This is a genomic window from Sphingomonas sp. FARSPH (genome assembly GCF_003355005.1).
In the GTDB taxonomy this organism is placed as follows: domain Bacteria; phylum Pseudomonadota; class Alphaproteobacteria; order Sphingomonadales; family Sphingomonadaceae; genus Sphingomonas.
On record NZ_CP029985.1, the window covers coordinates 2,783,268 to 2,804,830 of the forward strand.

The following is a 21,563-nucleotide window of genomic DNA, read 5'->3' on the forward strand; positions in this document are numbered from 1 at the left end:
GGTTCGGCGGCGAACCGGGCGCGGTCTAGCGCGCGCCGCTTACATCCCGCTTACAACAGTTCGACCGCCATCGCCGTCGCCTCGCCGCCGCCGATGCACAGGCTGGCGAGCCCACGCTTCCGGCCGCTGCCCTGCAACGCCGACAGCAGGGTCGCGAGGATGCGCGCGCCGCTCGCGCCGATCGGGTGGCCGAGCGCGCAGGCGCCGCCATGGACGTTGAGCCGCGCATGATCGAGGCCGAGATCGTGCATCGCGATCATCGACACCGCCGCGAACGCCTCATTGACCTCGAACAGGTCGACGTCGTCCTTGCGCCACCCTGCCTTGTCGAGCGCCTTCTGCATCGCGAAGACGGGCGCGGTGGTGAACAGCGCGGGGGCGTGCGCGTGCGCGGCGTGGCTGACGATCCGCGCGATCGGCGACAGGCCCAGCCGCTCCGCGACGCTGGCGCGCGTCATCACCAGCGCGGCGGCGCCGTCCGAAATCGACGAGGCGTTGGCGGCGGTGATCGTGCCGTCGCGCGAGAAGGCGGGCTTCAGCGTCGGGATCTTCGCGACGTCGCCCTTGGCGGGCTGCTCGTCGACCGACACCGTGGTCGAACCCTTGCGGCCCGTCACCTCGACTGGAACGATCTCGCGGTCGAACGCGCCGCTTGCCTGCGCGCGTTGCGCCCGATGCAGCGATTCGATCGCATAATCGTCCATCGCCTTGCGCGAGAACTGGTATTGGGCGGCGGTGTCCTCCGCGAAATTGCCCATCAGCTTGCCGGGCTCGTATGCATCCTCCAGCCCGTCGAGGTACATGTGGTCGTACATCGTGTCGTGGCCGATGCGCGCGCCGGCGCGATGCTTCTTCGACAGATAGGGGGCGTTTGACATGCTCTCCATGCCGCCCGCGACGAGCAGGTCGACCGATCCGGCGCCCAGCGCGTCGGCCGCCATGATCGCGGCCTGCATCCCCGATCCGCACATCTTGTTGACCGTCGTCGCCTCGACGTGCGTGCCGAGCCCCGCGCCGATCGCCGCCTGTCGCGCGGGCGCCTGGCCGAGGCCCGCGGGCAGGACGCACCCCATGTAGATGCGCTCGACCGCCGCGGCATCGACGCCGGCACGCTCCACCGCCGCCTTCACCGCCGCCGCGCCGAGCGCGGTCGCGCTCGCGCCGGCCAGGCTGCCCTGGAACGACCCCATCGGGGTGCGCGCATAGCCGAGGATGACGACGGGATCGGTGGACATGGGGCTCTCCGCGAAAGACATGATCTGTTTGATGCGCGATCTAGGGTGGCGAGGCGGGGAGGGCAATGCGGTTGCAGATGATACCGGTTGTGCCATGCCGCCGCAGTTGACGAAGCGGCAGGCGGGGGGCACCCGGCGGGCATGACCGCGAACCTTCTCTGGGCGCTGCTGCTGGCCGGCCTAGGCGTGATCTTCGGCAGCTTCATCGCGGCGCTGGTCATGCGCTGGCCGGACGGGAGATCGGTGCTGCACGGTCGATCCGCCTGCGACGCCTGCGGCGAGACGTTGCGGCCGGGCGAACTCGTGCCGCTGGCCAGCGCGCTTGTGCAACGCGGACGCTGCCGCCACTGCGGCGCGCGGATCGATCCGCTGCACTGGCGGATCGAGCTGGCCGGCGGCATCGTCGGGCTGCTCGCCGGCTTCGCCGCGCCGGGGATGGCGGGGGGAGCCGGCGCGATCTTCGGCTGGCTGCTGCTCGCGCTCGCCGCGCTGGACCTCGTCGCCTTCTGGTTGCCCGATCGGCTGACCGGGCTGCTGGCCGCGGCGGGGCTCGCCGCGGGCGCGTTCGGCCTCCCGCCGGATATGGCGGATCGCGTGTGGGGCGGGGCCGTGGGATATGCCGGCCTGTGGAGCGTCGCGTGGGGCTATCGACGCTGGCGCGGACGGGAGGGGCTGGGCGGCGGCGACCCAAAGCTGCTCGGCGCGATCGGGCTATGGCTCGGCTGGCGGCTGCTGCCCGCGGTCCTTCTCGTCGCTGGGCTGGTCGGGCTCGGCGTCGTGCTGTTCGCCGCCCTGCGCGGCCGGCCGATGGCGCGCGACACCGCACTGCCGCTCGGCACGTTGCTGGCGGTGGCCGCTTACCCCGCGTGGCTGGCGATGGTATGGACGCTGCGATGATCGCGCTGCTCATGCCCCTCGCGCTACAGGCGACGACGCCCGCGCCGACGCGGCCCGCTCCCCTATCCTTGGGCCCGATCGGCCAACAGGCGCTGCCCGCAAAGGGCTGCGCTGCCTATCTGTGGAGCATCGACGATCGCCAGCTCGTCGCGATGGCGACGGCGGCCACCGGCACGCTGCGGATCGCGCCGGGCGGCGCCACGATCGACCTTGCGAAAAGCGGCGAGACGGGGGCGGGCGATTTCGGCTTCGCCGCCTCGACTACCTATGCCGCCGGCGGCGTCGCCGCCACGCTCGACCTGACGATCCGCCGGCAGCAGGCGCTGACCGCCGGCGCGCGGGTGGAAACGGCGACGCTGCGGATCGATCGGCCGGGGCAGGACAGCTTGGTCGTGCCGCTCGCCGGGCTGATCGGTTGCGCCGCCTGACGGCGCGGCCCGCCGGGAAAAGCCAATCGGCCTGCAACCTTATGCGCGTCGTTACGTTTGCCGTACGATCGGGGGTGGGCCGAATGCGGACGTCCTGAGCGTAACGAAGGGGGCAGTTCGCGCGTGTCGGCAGTTTTGGGACGGCATTACTGGCTGGCGATCGCGCTGGTAACCGCATCGCCGGCGAACGCGCAGCTCGCACAGCAACAAGGCGTAGCCCCGGCGCGCGGGCCGGATGCGGCCAAGTCCCAACCGCCGCAACAATCGACCTCGCCGGCCGACGCCTCCGCGACCGATCCGCAGGGCGAAAAGCCGATCGTCACCGATCAGGCGTTCGACGCCGCACTGCCGCCGATCAGTGGCGACATCAACGCGCCGCTGGAGCCGATGCCGTCCGTCGCAAATCCGCCGCAGCGCACCTCTGCGCAGCCGCAAGCTGCGCAACCGCCGGCCGCGACGACGACCGATGCCGGCGTCATGCCGCCGCCCGCCGCGTCCAACCCGGAACTCGACCAACCGCTCGTCCCGTTGTCGTCGTTCGATACCACGCCGCTGCAGACGCAGGCGGATATCAAGAACGCCGCCGCGCCGCAGATCCGCTACGATACGGAATTGAAGGGGCTCGACGGTCTCGGCCTCGATTCGCAGTTCAAGTCGCTGTCCGCGCTGCGCGATGGCGGCGGCAAGGCGGCGAATGCGACGCAGGTCGCGGCCCGCGCGCGCGAGGACGAAGGGCTGGCTGTGCGGCTGATGCGGTCGCTCGGCTATTACGACGGCACCGCGATCTCGACGATCGAACCGATCCCCAACGACAGTGGCCGCCTGCTCGCGACGGTCAGCGCGACGCCGGGGCGGCTCTACACCTTGTCCTCGGTGACGGTGAAGGCCGATCCCGTCGTGCCGGCGGACCTCATCACCAGGAACCTGCCGCTCAAGGTCGGCGATCCGATCGACGCCGCGCGTATCCAGGGGGCGGAGGCGAACGTCAGCCTCGTCCTGCCGCAACGCGGCTATCCCTTCGTCAAGGTCGGGCAGCGCGACATCCTGCTCGACGACCAGTCCGACAAGGCGACGGGCGCCTATACCTTGCCCGTCGACACCGGTCCGCGATCGACCTTCGGCCAGCTGACCACCACGGGCGATGCCGTGTTCGGGCTCGATCACCTCAACGTCTTCCCGCGCTTCAAGCCGGGCGATCTGTACGACGCGCGCAAGACGGACGATCTGCGCGACGCGCTGGTCGCGACGGGGCTGTTCCGCGGCGTCGCGGTGACCCCGGAACGGACGGGGCGCACCGGCCCGGACGGCACCGAACAGGTCGACCTGCTCGTCCGCCAGACGGAAGGGCCCGCGCGCAGCCTGGGCGGCACCGTCGGCTATTCGACCGGACAGGGCTTCCGGGCGGAGGGGACGTGGACGCACCGCAATCTGTTCCCGCCCGAAGGCGCGCTGATCGGCAGCATCATCGCGGGCACGCAGGAACAGGGCGTGTCGGGCACTTTCCGCCGCTCCAACGCCGGACGCCGCGACCGGACGTTCCAGATCATCGCATCCGCCGATCGCAACAATTACGACGCCTATGAGGCGTTCACGGGCACGCTGGCCGCGCGCTGGAGCTACGATTCGACGCCGATCTGGCAGAAGAAGTTCACCTATTCCTACGGCGGCGAACTCGTCGGCACGAACGAAAGCGTGTGGGATTTCACCCGTAACGAACGCGTCCGCCGCACCTATGGCATCGTCGCGCTGCCGGGGCAGGTGCAATGGGATCGCTCGGACAGCCTGCTCAATCCCAGCAAGGGCTATCGGCTGAAGCTCAACCTCAGTCCGGAAACGTCGGTGCAGGGCAGCGTCAGCCCCTATGTCCGCACGATGGTCGAAGGTACGATCTACTATCCGATCTCCACGTCGTTCGTCCTCGCGGGCCGCGCGCGGGCGGGATCGATCGCGGGGATCGCGCGTGACGATCTGGCGCCCTCCCGCCGTTATTACGGCGGCGGCGGCGGGTCGGTGCGCGGCTACGGGTTCCAGCGGCTCGGCCCGCTCGATCCTCAGGGCAATCCCGTCGGCGGCCGCTCGCTCAACGAATTCTCGATCGAGGCGCGCTACCGCTTCGGCAATTTCGGCATCGTGCCGTTCGTCGATGCGGGCAACAGCTACGCCTCCGTCCTGCCCACCGCCTCCGACCTGCGCTTCGGTGCGGGCATCGGCGGGCGGTTCTACACCAATTTCGGCCCCTTGCGCGTCGATGTCGCGACGCCGCTCAACCCGCGACCCGGCGACGGCAAGGTCGCTTTGTACATCTCGATCGGGCAGGCGTTCTGATGACCGACGCAACGCAGCCCGCGACGACCGAGACCGTCGTCATCGTCCGCCGCCCCTGGTGGCAGCGCGTGCTGAAATGGATCGGCATCGCGGTCGTCGCGCTGCTTCTGCTCGTCGCCATCGTCGTGCTGGGCATCAACACCGATCCCGGCCGCCGCTTTGTCGCCAACCGGATCGGCGGTTACACCACCGCCTCCGGGCTCGGCATCAAGGTCGGGCGGATCGACGGGTCGCTCTACGGCCAGATGATCCTCAGCGACGTGCGCGTGTCCGATCCCAAGGGCGTCTTCCTGACCAGCCCGAAGCTTGCCGTCGACTGGCGCCCCTTCGCCTTCGCGCGCAACCACGTCGACGTGCGCGACCTGTCGACCGACCTCATCACGCTGGCGCGCCGGCCCGTCTTGAAGCCGACCCCGCCCAGCCCCGACAACCAGCCGCTGCTCCCCGACCTCGATATCGACGTCAACCGCCTGCACATCGGGCGGCTGGTGCTGCAAAAGCCGGTGACCGGCCAGACGCATGTCGTGCGTATCGACGGCAGCGTGCACATCGCCGATCGCCGCGCGCAGATCGTCGCCGATGCCGCGGCGCTGCGCGGCCCGGGCATCGCGGGCGGCGATCGCCTCGCGCTGAAGCTCGACGCGGTGCCCGACCAGAACAAGCTCGACGTCGATGTGAAGCTCGCCGCGCCCGTAGGCGGCGTCGTCGCGACGATGGCGTCGCTGAAGGCGCCGCTCGCCGTGTCGGTCGACGGCCGTGGCAGCTGGGCGGCGTGGCAGGGGCGCGCGCGCGCGACGCTCGGCGGCGGCCAGTTCGCCGACCTCGGCGTCACCGCCCGCAATGGCCATATCGCGGTGCGCGGGTCGGCGGCGCCGGGCCTCTATCTCGCAGGACCGGTGGCGCGGCTGACCGCGCCGCGGCTCGACCTCGCGATCGACACCACGCTCGACCAGCGGCGCGCGGATACGCGGCTGACCGCGACGTCTGACGCGCTGGCGGTGGATGCGGGCGGCATCCTCGATCTGGCCAACAGCCGCTTCGGCAATTTCGCAGTCAACGCGCGGCTGCTGACGCCGGGCGCGATCGCGCCGAACCTCAACGGCCGCGATGTGCGGGCGCGCGTCGTGCTGGACGGTGCCTTCGCGACGCCGACGGTCGACTACAAGGTCAGCGCCGCGGTGCTCGGCTTCGGCACGACAGTGGTGCAGGACGTCTATGCCGAAGGGCTGGCGCGGGTGAATGCGGATCGCATTCTCGTCCCGGTCCAGGCCCGTGCGCGCCGCGTCACGGGGCTCAACGCCGCGGTCGGCGGGCTGACGAACAACGTCCGGATCGCGGGCGACTTCGCGATCTCGATGCCCAACATCCTGTCGGACAATCTGCGCATCCGGTCCGACAACATCGATGCGACCGCGGTCGTCGTCGCCAACGTGCAGACCGGCCGGTACACCGGCGCGCTGAAGGGGCGGGTCAATAATTTCCGCATCGACAGCATCGGCATCATCGACCTGACGACGGATGCGAAGCTGGTGCCCGGATCGAACGGCGGCTTCGGCATGACCGGCCGGGTGGTCGCGCTGACGCAGCAATTGTTCAACAGCGGCGTGCGTAGCTTCTTGGGCGGCAATGCGATCGTCCGCGCCGACGTCGGCTACAGTCCGGAAGGTATCGTCAGCTTCCGCAACGTGCGGCTCAACGCGCCGCAGCTGCGCGTGACGCGCGGCGAGGGGCGGTTCAACCCCGCGAACGGCGCGCTGCTGGTCAATGCCGATGCCTATTCGACCCAATACGGCCCGCTGTCCGCGCGGGTGACGGGCAGCGCGACCGACCCCGTCGTGCTGCTCCGCGCGCCGCGACCGGGCGTCGGCATCGGCCTCGTCGATCTGGAGGCGCGCGTCGTCGGCCGCGGCGGCGCCTATGCGATCACCGCGCGCGGCGGCACGCAATACGGGCCGTTCACCGCCGACGTGCTGGTGCGGCCGAGCCCGCGTCTGACCATCGACGTGCGCAGCCTCGTCCTCGCCGGCATCACCGCACGCGGGCAGATCGTCGCGACTCCGCGCGGCCCGTTCGCGGGCACGCTGACCTTCGCCGGTCGCGGCATCAGCGGCACGGTGCGCCTTGCCGATCAGAACGGCGTGCAGCGCGCCGACGTCAACGGCCGCGCCTATAATGCGACGATCCCCGGCGCCGCCGACTTCACGATCGCGCGTGCGCTCGTCAGCGCCAGCGTCGTCCTCTACCCCAAGGCGCCGCAGGTCGTGGCCGACGTCCAGGTCGGCGATACGCGCTACAACGCCTTCGTCATCCAGACGATGCGCGCCAAGGTGAACTACAGTGGCGGCCGCGGCACCGCGCAGGCGGTGCTGACGGGGTCGAGCGGCGTGCCGCTGCGTCTTGCAGTCAACGCAGCGTTGTCGCCCGAAGCCTATCTGGTGGCGTTGCAGGGGCAGACGAACGGCATTCCGTTCCGCACCGCCAATCCTGCGCGGATCACGCAGGCATCGGGCCGCTACACGCTCGCGCCGACGCGGATCGACTTCGGTCGGGGGCCGAGCGCCGGCGCGGCACGGCTGGCGGCCACCTATGGCGGCGGCGTCACCACCGCGCAGGTGCGGCTCGACCGGACGAGCCTGTCGATCCTGTCCGCCTTCGTCCCCAGTTTGGGCGTGACGGGCGCAGCCAGCGGCAGCCTCGATTACCGGCAGCAGGGCGCCGGCATCCCGCAGGCGGACGTGCGCCTGACGATCGCGGACTTCCAGCGCACCGGCATCGCTGCGGTGTCGGAACCCGTCGACATCCAGCTCGTCAGCCGCCTGTCGCCCGACGGCGGCGAGGCGCGGGCGCTGGTCAAGCGCGGGCAGATGGCGGTCGGCCGCCTGCTCGCGACGCTGCGGCCGCTGCCGCCGGGCGACGGGTCGTGGACGACGCGCCTGATGCAGGCGCCGCTGTCCGGCGGGATCCGTTACAACGGTCCCTCCGCGGTGCTGTTCAGCCTTGCCGCCTTGCCGGGACAGCAGCTCAGCGGACCGATCGCGGTCGCCGCGGACTTCTCCGGGCGCCTGTCCGCGCCGCAGCTCAGCGGCCTCGTGCGCGCCGATAACCTCACCTACGACAACGAAACCTATGGCACGCGCCTGTCGCAGATGAAGATCGCGGGCCGGTTCAACAACGACCGGCTGGAACTGACCAGCCTGACCGCGCGCGCCGGCGACGGCAGCGTGCAGGCGCAGGGAACCGTCGGTCTCGCTGCGGACAGCGGCTTCCCGATCGACGTGTCGGCGCGGCTGGACAATGCGCAGCTCGCCAGGAGCGACGCGCTCGCCGCCAAGACGTCGGGCACGATCCGCTTCACCAACGGGCGCGACGGCGCGCTGTTGAAGGGCGACCTGACCGTGCCCGACGCGCGCTACCAGATCATCCGCCAGGGCGCGGCGGAGGTGCCCGAACTGACCGGCGTGCGCCGCAAGAGCGAGATCCGCGCAGCCCGGCCGACCGACCGGCCTGCCGCGCCGCCGACGCCGGCGATGGTCGTCAAGCTCGACCTGCGCCTGCGCGCGCCAAACCAGCTGTTCGTGTCGGGCATGGGCCTCGAGTCCGAATGGTCGATGAACCTCAGGATCGGCGGTACGTCGGCGGCGCCGACGATCAGCGGCGGGCTCGACCTCGTCCGCGGCACCTATTCGTTTGCGGGCAAGCGGTTCGACGTCAGCCGCGGCACGATCCGCTTCCGTGGCGGCGCGGTGACCGATCCGGACATCGACATTCAGGCGACGACGACCACTAACGGCATCACCGCGGTCATCAACATCACCGGCACCGGCCAACGGCCGCAGATCGCCTTCACCTCGACGCCTGCCTTGCCGCAGGATGAGGTGCTCAGCCGCCTGCTGTTCGGCACCAACCCCGAAAATCTGTCGGCGATCGAGGCGATCCAGCTCGCCAGCGCGCTCAACTCGCTGCGCGGGTCGGGCGGGGGCGGGCTCAACCCGCTCGGCAAGCTGCGCTCGGCGGTCGGCTTCGATCGGCTGCGCGTGCTCGGCGCGGACCAGGCGACGGGCCGCGGCACCAGCCTGGCAGCGGGCAAGTACCTGACCGACAACATCTACGTCGAGGTCGTCACCGACGCGCGCGGTTTCACCGCGACGCAGCTCGACATCTCGCTGACCAAGTCGCTCAGCATCCTCACCTCGACCGGATCGTTCGGCGGGTCGGACGTGCGCCTGAAATATTCGCGGGACTATTGAGCGGCGGCCGATATCGCGCCATCTTGCGACTGACACGAATGTCAGCAGGAAGAGTGGACGGATGACGGAGCATGTCGATGTCGTGATCGTCGGTGCCGGCCTGTCCGGCGTCGGCCAGGCCTATCACCTGCAACGCCGCTGCCCCGACCGGCGTTACGTGATCCTCGAAGGGCGGGGCGCGATGGGCGGGACGTGGGACCTGTTCCGTTATCCGGGCGTCCGCTCGGACAGCGACATGCACACGCTCGGCTTCGCGTTCCAGCCGTGGACGGAGGCGAAGGCGATCGCCGATGGCGCGTCGATCCGCGATTATATCGAGGCGACGGCGCGCGAACACGGCATCGACCGGCACATCCGCTATCGCCACCACGTCCGCGCCGCGTCCTGGTCGACGCCCGACGCGCGCTGGACAGTGGAGGCGACGGGCCCGGATGGCGAGGCGGTGACGATCACCTGCGACTTTCTGTGCATGTGCTCGGGCTATTACGATTACGCGCAAGGGCACACGCCCGACTTTCCGGACAGCACGCGCTTCGCCGGCCGCATCGTCCATCCGCAATTCTGGCCCGACGATCTGGATTATGCCGGCAGGCGCGTCGTCGTCATCGGCAGCGGCGCGACCGCGGTGACGCTGGTGCCGGAAATGGCGAAGACCGCGGCGCACGTCACGATGCTGCAGCGTTCGCCCACCTATGTCGTCTCGCGCCCGGCGGAGGACGGCATCGCCAACTGGCTGCGCGCCCGGCTGCCGCACAATCTCGCCTACGGTATCACCCGATGGAAGAACGTGCTGCTCGGCATGGTCTTCTACCGCATCGCGCGCAAGCGGCCGGAGAAGTTCAAGCAACGCCTGATCGGCATGGTGCGCGATCATCTGGGTCCGGACTACGACGTCGACACGCACTTCACCCCGCGCTACAATCCGTGGGACCAGCGTCTGTGCCTCGTCCCCGACGCCGATCTGTTCGCGGCGATCCGCGACGGCCGCGCCTCGGTCGTCACCGGGACGATCGATCGCTTCACCGAAACCGGCATCCGCCTGTCGTCCGGCGAGGCGCTGGCGGCGGACATCATCGTCACCGCGACCGGACTGCAGCTGCAATTGCTCAGCGACATCGTCTTTTCCCGCGATGGTCAGCGCATCGATCTGTCGCAGGCGGTGCAGTACAAGGGGATGATGTTCTCCGACGTGCCGAACCTGGCCTATACGTTCGGCTACACCAATGCGTCGTGGACGCTGAAGGCGGATCTGGTCGCGACCTATGTCTGCCGCCTGCTCAACACGATGCGGCGGCGCGGGCTGCGCCAGGCGACGCCGCGGATCGCCGATCCGGCGATGGGGCGCGCGCCGTTCGTCGACTTCACCTCCGGCTATGTCGCGCGCGCCGCGCATTTCCTGCCCAGTCAGGGGACGCGCAAGCCGTGGCGGCTCAACCAGAATTACGCGCTCGACGTGCTGGCGCTGCGCTTCGGTTCGCTCGACGACGAGATGGAGTTTTCCAACCCGGAGCCGGTCGCGGACACGCGGGCGGCCTGATCGCTCGTGGGCGCGGCACTTTTCGCGCCCTGCTGCGTCTTAGCGCATGTTAACACGCGGGCAACAAACCGCGGGACGTCAAAGGGGCCGGCATGAGCGAAGACGAACCGCGCGGTCGTGCGCAGGACGAGGCGGCGAACGCGCGCCGCGACGACGATCGCAGCAACGACGACGCGCATGGTTCGAACGACACCAAACAAGGCGCTGATGCCGACGCGGAAGACGGCGACCAGCCTGAGGGCGAGGCGAAGAAGAAGCCGTCCGTCTTCAAGAAGCCATTGTTTTGGGTGATCGTGGTGGTCGTCGTCGCGGCGCTCGTCATCGGCGGCACGCTCTATTATCTCCACGCGCGCCAGTTCGAGACGACCGACGATGCCTTCGTCGACACGCATATCGTGCGCATCTCGGCGCAATCGCCGGGCCGGCTCGTCCAGGTCGCCGATCTCGACAATCGGCATGTCGAGGCGGGGCGGCTGCTCGCCGTTATCGAGCCCTCCGGCCCGGCAGCGCAGCTCGCCGAAGCGCGCGCGAACGTCGTGCAGGCGCAGGCGCAGGTGCAGCAGGCGCTGGCGCAGGTCTCCGCCGCCATCGCCAATCGCGAACAGGCCGCCGCGGCGGCGCGCGTGCCGCTGGCGCAGGCGATCAAGGCGCAGGCGGACCTTGCGCGCTACGAAACGCTGCTGCGGCTCGATCCCAATGCGGTCGCCGGCCAGCAACTCGACCAGGCCCGCGCGCAGGCTCGCGCCACCGCAGCCGATGCCGCGGCCGCCCGGCGTCAGGTGAGCGCCGCGGATGCGCAGGTGACGGTGGCGACGCGGCAGGTCAAATCCGCCGAAGCGGTGGTCGGCGCGCGCCGCGCGCAGGTGTCGCAGGCGAACACGACGGTCGGCGACCTCCAGATCAAGGCGCCGGTGCCAGGACAGGTCGTCAACCGCCAGGTCAATCTCGGCTCCTACGTCCAGGCGGGCTCGCAACTGCTCGCGATCGTGCCGGACCGGATGTGGGTCACCGCCAATTTCAAGGAAACGCAGCTCACGCTGATGCGGATCGGCCAACCGGTGACGATCAAGGTCGACGCCTATCCCGGCGTAAAGTTCGTCGGCCACGTCGATTCGATCCAGCGCGGCGCGGGACAGGCCTTCGCGCTGCTCCCGCCGCAGAATGCGACGGGCAATTATGTGAAGGTCGTGCAGCGCGTGCCCGTGCGCATCCTGTTCGACGTGGGCAACGGCAACCCCGATCCGCGCCGCTATCCGATCGGCCCCGGCATGTCGGTGGTGCCGACCGTCAAGGTCCGCTGAGCGTGGCGAAGCAGGCGGCCGCGAAACGCGGTGGCGGCGGCGGTGCGGGGGAATGGAGCCCCAGCCGTTCGGCGGCCGGCCGCTACTCGCCGTGGCTGATCGTCGCGATCATCTCGATCCCGACGTTCATGGAGGTGCTCGACACCTCGATCGCCAACGTCGCGCTCGATCATATCGCCGGCGGCCTCTCCGTTTCCAGCGATCAGGCGACCTGGGTGCTGACCAGCTACCTCGTCGCCAACGCGATCATCATCCCGATCTCAGGCTGGCTGTCCGACGCGATCGGGCGCAAGCGTTATTTCCTCATCTCGATCGCGCTGTTCACCCTGTCGTCGCTGCTCTGCGGCCTCGCGCCCAACCTGTCGACGCTCGTCCTCGCGCGCGTGCTGCAGGGGATCGGCGGCGGCGGCCTCGCGCCGGTCGAACAATCGATCCTCGCCGATACCTTTCCGCCGGCGAAGCGCGGCATGGCGTTCGCCGCTTTCGCGATCGTCGTCGTGGTGGGGCCGGTGCTGGGGCCGACGCTGGGCGGCTATATCGTCGAATATTCGACGTGGCATTGGGTGTTCCTCATCAACGTACCCGTCGGCATCGCCGCATGGTTCCTGGTCGAGGTGTTCGTCGACGAACCCGATCAGGTGCAGCAGGACCGCAAGGAGAAGTTCAAGCACGGTCTGCGCATCGACTACGTCGGCGTCGCGCTCGTCGCGCTGGGGCTCGGTTTCCTCGAAATCACCTTCGACCGCGGCGAGCGGGAAGACTGGTTCTCCAGCCCGCTGATCCTCGGTTCGGCCATCGTCTCGGCGACCGCGCTCGTCTCGCTCATCGTGTGGGAGCTGAACCACGACGACCCCGTCGTCGATCTGCGCCTGCTCAAGAACCGCAATTTCGCGCTGACGATCGGCGTCATGGCGATCACCGGCATGATCCTGTTCGGCACGACGCAGCTGATCCCGCAGATGCTGCAGCAGGTGCTTGGCTATTCGTCGCTCGACGCGGGCCTCGCGCTGACCGCGGGCGGCGTCGCGACCCTCATCGCGGTGCCGTTCGCGGGCCGGCTGGCGGGCGTCGTCGATGTGCGCTTCCTGCTGTTCCCGGCGTTGCTCGTACAGGCGGCGGCCTTGTGGAACATGTCCCACCTCAACGCGGACATCACCTTCTGGGATGCCGCCACTGCGCGCCTCTATCAGGCGATGGCACTGCCGTTCCTGTTCGTGCCGATCAACGCCATCGCCTATGTCGGGCTTCGCCAGAACCAGACGGCGCAGGCGTCCAGCCTGCTCAACGTCGCGCGCAACCTGGGCGGGACGATCGGGATCAGCCTGTCGCAGACCTTGCTGTCGAACGGGCTGCAGAAGCATCAGAGCGAATTGGTCCAGCCGCTCAATCCGCTCGATCCCAATTACAACGAATGGCTGGCGACCGCGGGCAAGGCGTTCGGGGGCCAGGGCGATCCGTCGACCACGCCGCTCGCCGTGCTCTACAGCCAGGTGCAGCGCCAGGCGTCGATGCTCGCCTTCCTCGACGTGTTCCGCACCCTCATGATCGTCGTGCTCGTCGTCGCGCCGCTGGTATTGTTGATGCGCGCGAACAAGACGGGCCAGGCCCCGCAGGGAGGACATTGATGCGCCGCACCATTTCAAAGGCGCTGCCGGGGGTCGCAGTCGCGCTGATGCTCGCGGGCTGCACGGTCGGTCCGGACTATACCCCGCCGCAGGCAGAGGTGCCGGCCGCGTTCGTCGGACCGCGGAGCGCGGATACGACCCCGGTCGCCGACCGCTGGTGGCAGGCTTTCGCCGATCCGAAGCTTGACGATCTCGTCGCGCGCGCTCTCAGCGGATCGCCCGACATCGCGATCGCCGCATCCCGCGTCCGGCAGGCGCGGCTGCAGGAGATCGCGGCGCGCGCACAGGGGCTGCCGCAGGTCAATGCCGATGCCAACGTCACGCATATCGAGTTCAGCAAGAACGCCGGCTTCGCCTCGCTCGCGCGGCTGTTCGGCGGTCAGGCCGGCGGTAGCAGTGGGGCAGGGGGCAGCAACGGGACTAGCGGCGGCATCGCGCTGCCGGGCAGCGGCATCACCACCTATGCGGCGGGCTTCGACGCCAGCTGGGAACTCGATCTGTTCGGCGGGGTGCGCCGCCAGGTTCAGGGCGCGGTCGCGCGGACGGAGGCCGCCGAATGGTCCCGCCGGGATGCCGCCACGATCCTGGCCGCGGAGGTCGCGCAGGGCTATTTCGCGCTGCGCTTTGACCAGCAGCAGATCGCGATCATCGAGGCGGAGCTGGTGCGCCAGCGCGGTGCGCTGAAGATCGCGGGCGACATCGCACGCGTCGGCCTGGTACCGCCGATCGACGTGACGCGCCAGCGCGGCACGATCACCGCGGCAGAGGCGCGGCTGCAACCGATCCGCGCCGACATCGCGGTTCGGCGCCACGCGCTGGCGCTGTTGCTGGGCCAGGCGCCCGGCGCGCTCGATGGCGAGCTTGCGGACATCCCCGCGACGACCGCGATGCCGCCGGTGCCGACGATCCCGGCGGGCCTGCCCTCCGATCTGCTGCGCCGCCGCCCCGATGTGCGGGCCGCCGAGCGCAACCTCGCCGCGGCGACGGCGGACATCGGCGTCGCGGTCGCGGACCTCTATCCGCGTTTCAGCCTGACCGGCATGGCGCAATTGCTGTCCACGGCGCTCGCCAACCTGTTCACGGGCAACAGCCTGCAACTGACGGGTACCGGCGCGGCGCAATTCCCGTTGCTCGATTGGGGGCGGCGCAAGGCGACCGTCGGCCTACGCAAGGAAGCGCGAGAACAGGCGTATCTGCAATATCGGCAGACCGTCCTGCAGGCGCTGCGCGATGTCGAGGATGCCCTCGTCCAGGTTGACGCCGAGCGGAGCCGGCGCGTGGTGCTGATGCGCGCGGTGGGCGATGCCGATGCCAGCCTGCACGCGATCACCGCGCAATATCGCAGTGGCTTCGTCGCGCAGGACGCGGTGCTCAATGCAGAGGCGCAATTGCTGTCGACGCGCGAACAGGTCGCGACGAGCGATGCGCAGCTGCGCCAGCAGACGATCGCCTTGGCCAAGGCTTTGGGCGGCGGATGGGAAGCCGCGGTCCCCGCGTCGGCGCCCTGATCCAGCGCCCTTATACGCCTAACGTGCGACCGGTCGCTGGCCCGGGCCGATCATTGCGCGTGAGGATGGATGAGATGCCGCGTGTCCACCGGCTTCACGCGAGCACTTCCGGGATGGGATTGGCGGCGATTATCGGCCCGGCCGTCACGCTGACGACCGGGCCGACGAATCGGTTTACCAGGGCTTGATGTCGACCCCGATGACCATCTTGATGATGAGCGCCAGCATTTGCTTTCTCCCTTATGGTGCACCCCGAGGGACGCACCGGTCATAGTTAATCCTTCGTTCACCAAATTACAATTGCCTTCGCATGTGCGGGGGCCGCGTTGATTAATGCAATCTTAGGGTCTGCGCGCGTACGCCGGCACGGTGATGAGCCCTGCGCCACGCCCGGTCGGAACCGTCGATGCATCCGTGGTGCCGGAAGCGGAGACGATTCATTGCCACCTCCTCGTCGAGGTCGCGAATTTCGCCGCGCTGCGCCGCCGGCTGGGCTGCATCCGTGCCGATCTGCTCGCAGGCCTTGCCGCCGAACGATTGGGCCGGCTGCTGCCGACCGCGAGCGTCGCCGGGGTCGGCCGCGCGCTGGTCGCCTGCCAGTTCCGCAGCACCAGCGGCGAGGACCTCGACCGGCGCATCGCCGCGATCGAAGCGGGCTTCGCGCGTCCGTTCCTGATCGACGAAGCGTCGGTGAAGATCGAACTGACCTTTGGCGCGGCCAGCGGCCCGAGCGGGGTCGACGACGTCACGCTGGTCGAACAGGCGGAAGCCGCGCTTGCCGAGGCACGCACCGCCTATCGCGCGGTCCGCCACGATGTCGCGCCGCGTGCGCAGGGCGACGTCGTGCGCATCGCGCGCGAACTCGACCATGCGATCGACGCGGGCGATCTCGTGCTGATGTACCAGCCAAAGGTGCATGTGCGCCGGCAGGAGATCACGAGCGCAGAGGCGCTGGTCCGTTGGCGCCATCCCGAACGCGGCCTGGTGATGCCCGGTGAGTTCGTGCCCGTCGCCGAGCAATGCCAGCTGATCGACCGCATGACTTTGTGGACGATCCGCCGCGTGATCGCAGATCAGGAGATACTGGCGAGCCGCGGTCATGCGTTGCGGCTGTTCATCAACATCTCCGGCCAGCTGCTCGCCGATCCCGCCTTCGTTGACGAGGCGTGCCGCCTGGTCGGCAGCAGCGACGCGAAGCTCGGCTTCGAGATCACCGAAACCTCTGTCATCCGCGATCCCGAAAGCGCGATCGCCAACCTGCAGCGGTTCGCCGATTTCGGCATCACCATCGCGATCGACGACTATGGCGCCGGCCTGTCGTCGCTCGCCTATCTGAAGCAACTGCCCGCGCGCGAGCTGAAGATCGACAAGCTCTTCGTGACGCAGCTGACGAGCTCGAACCGCGATCCGCTGATCGTCCGCTCTACGATCGACCTCGCGCACGCGCTGGAGATGGAAGTGGTCGCAGAAGGTGTCGAGACGCACGCTGCGCTGGCGCTGCTCACCGTCATGGGGTGCGACATGGTGCAGGGCTATCTGATCAGCCGGCCCGTGCCGCTGGATGCGCTCGTCGCCTATCTGAACGAAGGCGCCTATCGACGGCCGGGCCCCGACCCGTTGACGATGTTCGGCGGACTGAATCCGGTTCGCCGGGAGGCATGAGGATGCGACGGTTCGTCGCGGCGGTGCTTCTCCTCGCGACGATCGCCGGCCATTCGACGGCCGCGCTGGCCGCCAGTGGCGTACGGGGGCGCTTCGATGGGATCATCGGAGCGACCAAGGCGGCCATGCTCAGCGATCCGAAGCTTGCCGCGGACATGGCGCTCCGAGCCGAACGGTCTGCCGATGCCGCACCGCCCTCTCGTGATCGCGATGTGATGCGGGCGACGGCACGATGGCTGCGGGGCGAGGCGCTGCTGCGCGTCAACGACATGGCCGCTGCCAAGCCCCTGATCGCGTCCGCGGTTGAACTAGCGCAAAAGGTCGCACCCGGATCATCGCTTCTCGGCGAAGCGCTGCTGACCAAGGGTTGGATCAACAGCGTCGAGGTAAGGCCGGCGGAGGCCTTGGACAATTACCAGACGGCGTTCCGTATCTTTCAGCGTGCCGGTGAAGTCCGCAACCAGGCCATGGCGCTGCAAGCAATCGGCGCGCTCTACACGACGGGGCGCGACTATGCCGGCGCACTGAAATATTATGAACAGTCGATCGACATTTATGATGCCGATCCTAATCTGTTGCTCTCCGCGTACAACAATCGGGGAAATCTGCTTCGCGAACTTAAACGTTATCGGGAGTCGGAACAGCAATTCCATCAAGCTTTGGCGCTGGCGGAAAGGCTGCATAGCGGATTGTTGCGAACCATGGTGCTGGGCAACATCGCCGAAACGCAACTGGCGGGCGGCAACGTCCACGGAGCGCAGCGGAACATCGACGAAGCGCTGCATTTGGCCCGCAAGGCGGAGGCGTCGGGATTTCGACCATTGCTCGAAGCGCTCGCGGCGCAGGCTGCCTTGCAGCGTGGCGACCTGCCTTCGGCCGAACGATTGATCGGCCGTCGCTTCGCGGGGCAAGAGCTCACCAAGACAACCGTGCTCGATCGCACGGCGCACAAGACCGCCTACGACATCTATCGCGCGGCGGGGCGCGACGACCTGGCGCTCGCGCATCTCGCCGCGCTGAAGCGGCTGGACGACGAGGCGACCGATCTTGCCCGCTCGACCAGCGCCGCGCTGATGGCGGCGCGGTTCGATTTCGCGAACCAGGAACTGCGCATCGCCAATCTTCAGCGCGACGAGGCGCGGCGCGGCATCGCCTATGCGCAGGCGCGCGCGAAGACGCAGCAGACGATCTTCGTCATCGCCGGCGCCGCGACCGCGCTCGTCATCGCCCTGCTGGCGGTCGGTCTGTTCACCATCCGCCGCAGCCGCAACCAGGTACGCGCCGCCGCGGTCGACCTTGCGGTCACCAACAGCGCGCTCGCCAAGGCGCTCGCCGCGAAGACGGAATTTCTCGCGACGACCAGCCACGAAATCCGCACACCGCTGAACGGCATCCTCGGCATGACGCAGGTGATGCTTGCCGATCCCGGCTTGCCGCGCGACATCCGCGACCGCGTCGGCATCGTGCACGGCGCCGGGGTGACGATGCGCGCGCTCGTCGACGACATCCTCGACGTCGCGAAAATGGAAACCGGCAATCTGACGATCGAGGTCGCGCCGTTCGATCTCGCCGCGATGCTCGTCGATGCCAGCCGGATGTGGGAGGAGCAGGCGCGGGCCAAGGGCATCGGCTTTACGCGCGACCTGACGCAGGCGCCCGCACGGATCATGGGCGATGTCGCACGGCTGCGGCAGATCGTCTTCAACCTCATGTCGAACGCCCTCAAATTTACCGAGACGGGCAGCGTCACGGTGCACGCCGCGGCCGTCGGCGACCGGCTGCGCATCGTCGTCGCGGATACCGGCATCGGCATCGCGCCCGACAAACGCGACCATATCTTCGAAACCTTCCGCCAGGCGGACACCAGCACGACGCGCCGCTTCGGCGGCACGGGGCTGGGCCTTGCCATCTGTCGCAACCTCGCCCGTGCGATGGACGGAGACGTCACGGTCGAAAGCGAGCCCGGGGTCGGTTCGCGCTTCACGGTCGACCTGCCCTTGACCCTCGCCGACCCGACGCAGGCCGATTCGCCGGTCGTCGGCACGGAGGCGATGCTGATCGTCGATCGCAACCCGATCACGCGCGCGATGCTGAAGTCGATCGTGGAGGCGCAGGGCGCGGAAGTGGCGCTCGCGGGGACGCTCGACGCCGCGATCGAACGGCTTGCGGCGGGGGGTGTGGCCCGACTGCTCGTCGACGAAGCCGTTCTGGGCGGGGGTGACGTCATGGCGGCGAACCTGCACCGGTTGCGCGATGCCGCGGGTGGGCGGCCGATCGCGCTGCTGGCCGGAAATGCGCCGGATTGGCCCGCGGCCGATATGTCCGTTATTGCCAAGCCGATCAGCGCCAAAGCGCTCGCAGACATGCTGTTTCCGGTCGGCAATCTGCCGCTTGTGTCGCAGGCGGCATGAGGCGTAGACGCGCGGATATGCCTTCGCCGGTCGCGCCATTCGGGCCAGAAAAACGCCCATGAACGTCCTCTTCATCGAAGACGACCGGATGAACCGCCGGGTCGTTCGCGATATGCTCGACGTTGCCGGTGCGACGATGGATGAGGCGGAAAGCGCGGAGGAGGGGCTGCGCAAGCTTACCGCCCAGCCTTACGACATGCTGCTCGTAGACCTGCGCATGCCCGGCATGGACGGCATCACCGCGATCCGCCACGTCCGTGCGCGTGACGACGATCGCGCCGCGGTGCCGATCATCGTCATCACCGCTGACACCGCGCTCGACCTGCGCGAACGCTGCCTGGAAGCCGGCGCGGACGAGGTGCTGTTCAAACCCGTCGCGATGGACGCGCTGTTCGAGGCGATGGGCCGCATCCTCGCGCGCGACGGCGGCGGGATGATCCGCTGACCGGTCAGCGGCGCGGCGTGCGCAGCGCGTCGGCGAGCGAGGTGGTGGCGCTCCCCCGGCGCGCGGGTTGCGGCTGCGACGCATCGGGCGCCCAGCCGGTCAGGTAGACGATCGCGAACCGTTCGGTGGTGCGCCCGTCCGGCCCCGCTGCCGCGGCAAAGGCCGCCGCCGCGCGCGACAGCGTGGCGCGGGTCAGCGGGCTGCGCGCGCCCAGCAGGTTCGTCGCCGCCATCCCGCGCAGGTCGTCGAGCAGCCGCCCGAACTGTGCGTAGCGGACATCGATCGTCTCGACGTCGGCGACCGGCAGCGTGAAGCCCGCGCGGACGAGCAGGTCGCCCGCCGATCGCACGTCGATCTGCGGGTGCAGGCGCGCGGCGGGCCGCTCGCCCTCCGCGACGCGCAGCACCGCCCGCAACGCCGGCAGGCTGCCGCCACCCAGGAACGCGCCGACGAACAGCCCGTCGGGGCGCAGCACGCGGCGGATCAGCGTCAGCGCGCCGGGCAGGTCGTTGACCTGGTCGAGCACGCCCGCGCTCACCACGCAGTCGAAGCTCGCGTCGGCGAAGGGCAGGCGGTCCTCGTCGGCCTGGACGCCGCCGGCGTTGTGCGCGAAGCGAAGCCCCGCGTCCATCCGCGCCATCCGCGCGCCCGGCACGCTCAGCGACCGGTCGCTCGCGCCGATGTCGAGCGCGTCGGCGAACGATCGCTTCACCGCAGACAGCCGTTCGAGCAGCCCGTCGACCATCGTGTCGCGCAGGAAGGCGTGGGCGGCGGGGTCGCCGGCGGCGGCCCGGTCGCGGCGCTGCCGGCGGGCGGCGCGGTCGAAAATCTCACTGGCGGGCACGATGTCGGTCACGCGCCGGCTTGTGCCGCCATCGCGTGCGGGCGACAAGCGCCTATGTCGGCGATGGCCATGATCGTGAAACGCTGGGCCGGCGCGACCGTCGCTTTGGCGCTGCCGCCCCGCTGCCCTGGCTGCGCGACGCCCGTGGAGGAGGATCATCGCTTCTGCGCCGACTGCTGGTCCGGGCTGCGGCTGATCGGTCCGCCGTGGTGCGCGGGGTGCAACCGGCCCTTCGCGCATGATCGCGGTCCCGATGCGCGCTGCGCCGCGTGCATCGCGGCGCCGCCGCGACATGCCGGCGTACGCGCCGCGGTCGGCTACGGCCCGGTGGCGCGGGCGCTCGCGCTGCGCCTGAAATATGGCGGGCGGATCGGCATCGCGGCGACGATGGCGACGCGGATGACCGCGGTCGTGCCCGCGGGGATCGACCTGCTCGTCCCCGTGCCGCTTCACCGCTGGCGGCTGTGGACGCGCGGCTACAACCAGGCTGCGCTGATCGCCGCCGCGCTCGCCGCACGGATCGACGTGCCGCACGATCCGATGACCCTGGTCCGCCGCCGCGCGACGCCGGCGTTGCGCGATCTGGGTCCACGCGAGCGTGCGCGCACCGTCGCAGGCGCCTTTGCGGTGACCGAGACCGCGCGGGTCGCCGACCGCACGATCGGGCTGGTCGACGACGTCTACACCAGCGGCGCGACCAGCGAGGCGTGCACGCGCACGCTGCTCGCCGCGGGCGCGCGATCGGTCGTCGTCTTGTGCTGGGCGCGCGTCCTGCCCGATACCGACGTCTGATCCGACCGATTGACAAGACCGCGCCGAGCCCACACCTCTCCCCGATGGCGAAGGTTGAAATCTACACCAAGGCGTTCTGCCCCTATTGCAGCCGCGCGATGCGGCTTCTGGCGGACAAGGGGGTCGCCCCGACCGAATATGACATCACGCTGGGCGGCCCGAAGCGCGCCGAGATGATCGATCGTGCGGGCGGCCGCACCACCGTGCCGCAGGTGTTCATCGATGACCGCCACATCGGCGGGTCCGACGACCTCGCCGCGCTCGATGCGCGTGGCGGGCTGGATCCGCTGCTCGCCGACTGACCCT

At 69.4% G+C, this 21,563-nt stretch carries 15 protein-coding genes; 13 read left to right on the forward strand and 2 right to left on the reverse strand.

Annotated elements, in window-relative coordinates; all coding sequences use genetic code 11:
* Positions 1-50: 50 nt before the first annotated feature.
* A complete protein-coding gene (locus tag DM480_RS13260; protein ID WP_115381332.1) occupies positions 51-1,235 on the reverse strand; it encodes an acetyl-CoA C-acyltransferase in 1,185 nt (394 codons plus the stop codon).
* 141 nt (positions 1,236-1,376) lie between these two features.
* Between DM480_RS13260 and DM480_RS13265 the strand changes: the two genes are divergently transcribed.
* From DM480_RS13265 to DM480_RS13315, 11 genes are all read left to right on the forward strand, one after another.
* Positions 1,377-2,132: a prepilin peptidase gene (locus DM480_RS13265; RefSeq protein ID WP_115379738.1), complete on the forward strand. Its 756-nt coding sequence runs from the start codon at positions 1,377-1,379 to the stop codon at positions 2,130-2,132.
* The gene (locus tag DM480_RS13270; protein ID WP_115381334.1) at positions 2,129-2,560 is read left to right on the forward strand and encodes a hypothetical protein; all 432 of its coding nucleotides are present in this window, start codon (positions 2,129-2,131) and stop codon (positions 2,558-2,560) included. The genes DM480_RS13265 and DM480_RS13270 overlap by 4 nt, the downstream gene beginning before the upstream one ends.
* A 123-nt stretch (positions 2,561-2,683) precedes the next feature.
* Positions 2,684-4,885 (forward strand): BamA/TamA family outer membrane protein, encoded by a 2,202-nt coding sequence (locus DM480_RS13275; RefSeq protein ID WP_115379740.1) that lies wholly within the window; start codon positions 2,684-2,686, stop codon positions 4,883-4,885.
* Positions 4,885-9,132: a translocation/assembly module TamB domain-containing protein gene (locus DM480_RS13280; protein WP_115379742.1), complete on the forward strand. Its 4,248-nt coding sequence runs from the start codon at positions 4,885-4,887 to the stop codon at positions 9,130-9,132. Before DM480_RS13275 ends, DM480_RS13280 begins: the two co-directional genes overlap by 1 nt.
* A gap of 61 nt (positions 9,133-9,193) precedes the next feature.
* Positions 9,194-10,669 carry a flavin-containing monooxygenase gene (locus DM480_RS13285; protein ID WP_115379744.1) on the forward strand — a complete coding sequence of 492 codons (1,476 nt, stop codon included), beginning with the start codon at positions 9,194-9,196 and terminating at the stop codon, positions 10,667-10,669.
* Between the two features lie 92 nt (positions 10,670-10,761).
* A complete protein-coding gene (locus DM480_RS13290; protein ID WP_115379746.1) occupies positions 10,762-11,970 on the forward strand; it encodes an HlyD family secretion protein in 1,209 nt (402 codons plus the stop codon).
* 2 nt (positions 11,971-11,972) lie between these two features.
* Complete coding sequence (locus tag DM480_RS13295; RefSeq protein WP_115379747.1) at positions 11,973-13,595, forward strand: DHA2 family efflux MFS transporter permease subunit; 1,623 nt, start codon at positions 11,973-11,975, stop codon at positions 13,593-13,595.
* The gene (locus tag DM480_RS13300; protein ID WP_232834001.1) at positions 13,595-15,103 is read left to right on the forward strand and encodes an efflux transporter outer membrane subunit; all 1,509 of its coding nucleotides are present in this window, start codon (positions 13,595-13,597) and stop codon (positions 15,101-15,103) included. Before DM480_RS13295 ends, DM480_RS13300 begins: the two co-directional genes overlap by 1 nt.
* A 372-nt stretch (positions 15,104-15,475) precedes the next feature.
* Positions 15,476-16,765: an EAL domain-containing protein gene (locus DM480_RS13305; protein WP_115379751.1), complete on the forward strand. Its 1,290-nt coding sequence runs from the start codon at positions 15,476-15,478 to the stop codon at positions 16,763-16,765.
* Between the two features lie 2 nt (positions 16,766-16,767).
* On the forward strand, positions 16,768-19,176 hold the full coding sequence (locus DM480_RS13310) for a sensor histidine kinase (protein ID WP_232834002.1): 2,409 nt from the start codon (positions 16,768-16,770) through the stop codon (positions 19,174-19,176).
* Positions 19,177-19,234: 58 nt separating this feature from the next.
* Positions 19,235-19,621, forward strand: coding sequence for a response regulator (locus tag DM480_RS13315; protein WP_115379756.1), 387 nt, complete (start codon positions 19,235-19,237; stop codon positions 19,619-19,621).
* 4 nt (positions 19,622-19,625) lie between these two features.
* On the opposite strand, the gene DM480_RS13320 is transcribed toward DM480_RS13315, so the two are convergent.
* Positions 19,626-20,477 (reverse strand): class I SAM-dependent methyltransferase, encoded by an 852-nt coding sequence (locus DM480_RS13320; RefSeq protein ID WP_405053261.1) that lies wholly within the window; start codon positions 20,475-20,477, stop codon positions 19,626-19,628.
* Positions 20,478-20,519: 42 nt separating this feature from the next.
* Between DM480_RS13320 and DM480_RS13325 the strand changes: the two genes are divergently transcribed.
* Both DM480_RS13325 and grxC read left to right on the forward strand, forming a co-directional pair.
* Positions 20,520-21,257: a ComF family protein gene (locus DM480_RS13325; protein ID WP_232834003.1), complete on the forward strand. Its 738-nt coding sequence runs from the start codon at positions 20,520-20,522 to the stop codon at positions 21,255-21,257.
* 44 nt (positions 21,258-21,301) lie between these two features.
* A complete protein-coding gene (gene grxC, locus DM480_RS13330) occupies positions 21,302-21,559 on the forward strand; it encodes a glutaredoxin 3 (protein WP_115379758.1) in 258 nt (85 codons plus the stop codon).
* The last annotated feature ends 4 nt before the right edge of the window (positions 21,560-21,563 follow it).

Coding starts and splice junctions, on each gene's coding strand:
- DM480_RS13315 (WP_115379756.1), top strand. CDS start 19,235: ATGAACGTCCTCTTCATCGAAGACGACCGGATGAACCGCCGGGTCGTT.
- DM480_RS13310 (WP_232834002.1), top strand. CDS start 16,768: ATGCGACGGTTCGTCGCGGCGGTGCTTCTCCTCGCGACGATCGCCGGC.
- DM480_RS13290 (WP_115379746.1), top strand. CDS start 10,762: ATGAGCGAAGACGAACCGCGCGGTCGTGCGCAGGACGAGGCGGCGAAC.
- DM480_RS13285 (WP_115379744.1), top strand. CDS start 9,194: ATGACGGAGCATGTCGATGTCGTGATCGTCGGTGCCGGCCTGTCCGGC.
- DM480_RS13325 (WP_232834003.1), top strand. CDS start 20,520: ATGTCGGCGATGGCCATGATCGTGAAACGCTGGGCCGGCGCGACCGTC.
- DM480_RS13270 (WP_115381334.1), top strand. CDS start 2,129: ATGATCGCGCTGCTCATGCCCCTCGCGCTACAGGCGACGACGCCCGCG.
- grxC (WP_115379758.1), top strand. CDS start 21,302: ATGGCGAAGGTTGAAATCTACACCAAGGCGTTCTGCCCCTATTGCAGC.
- DM480_RS13300 (WP_232834001.1), top strand. CDS start 13,595: ATGCGCCGCACCATTTCAAAGGCGCTGCCGGGGGTCGCAGTCGCGCTG.
- DM480_RS13305 (WP_115379751.1), top strand. CDS start 15,476: ATGAGCCCTGCGCCACGCCCGGTCGGAACCGTCGATGCATCCGTGGTG.
- DM480_RS13260 (WP_115381332.1), bottom strand. CDS start 1,235: ATGTCCACCGATCCCGTCGTCATCCTCGGCTATGCGCGCACCCCGATG.
- DM480_RS13280 (WP_115379742.1), top strand. CDS start 4,885: ATGACCGACGCAACGCAGCCCGCGACGACCGAGACCGTCGTCATCGTC.
- DM480_RS13265 (WP_115379738.1), top strand. CDS start 1,377: ATGACCGCGAACCTTCTCTGGGCGCTGCTGCTGGCCGGCCTAGGCGTG.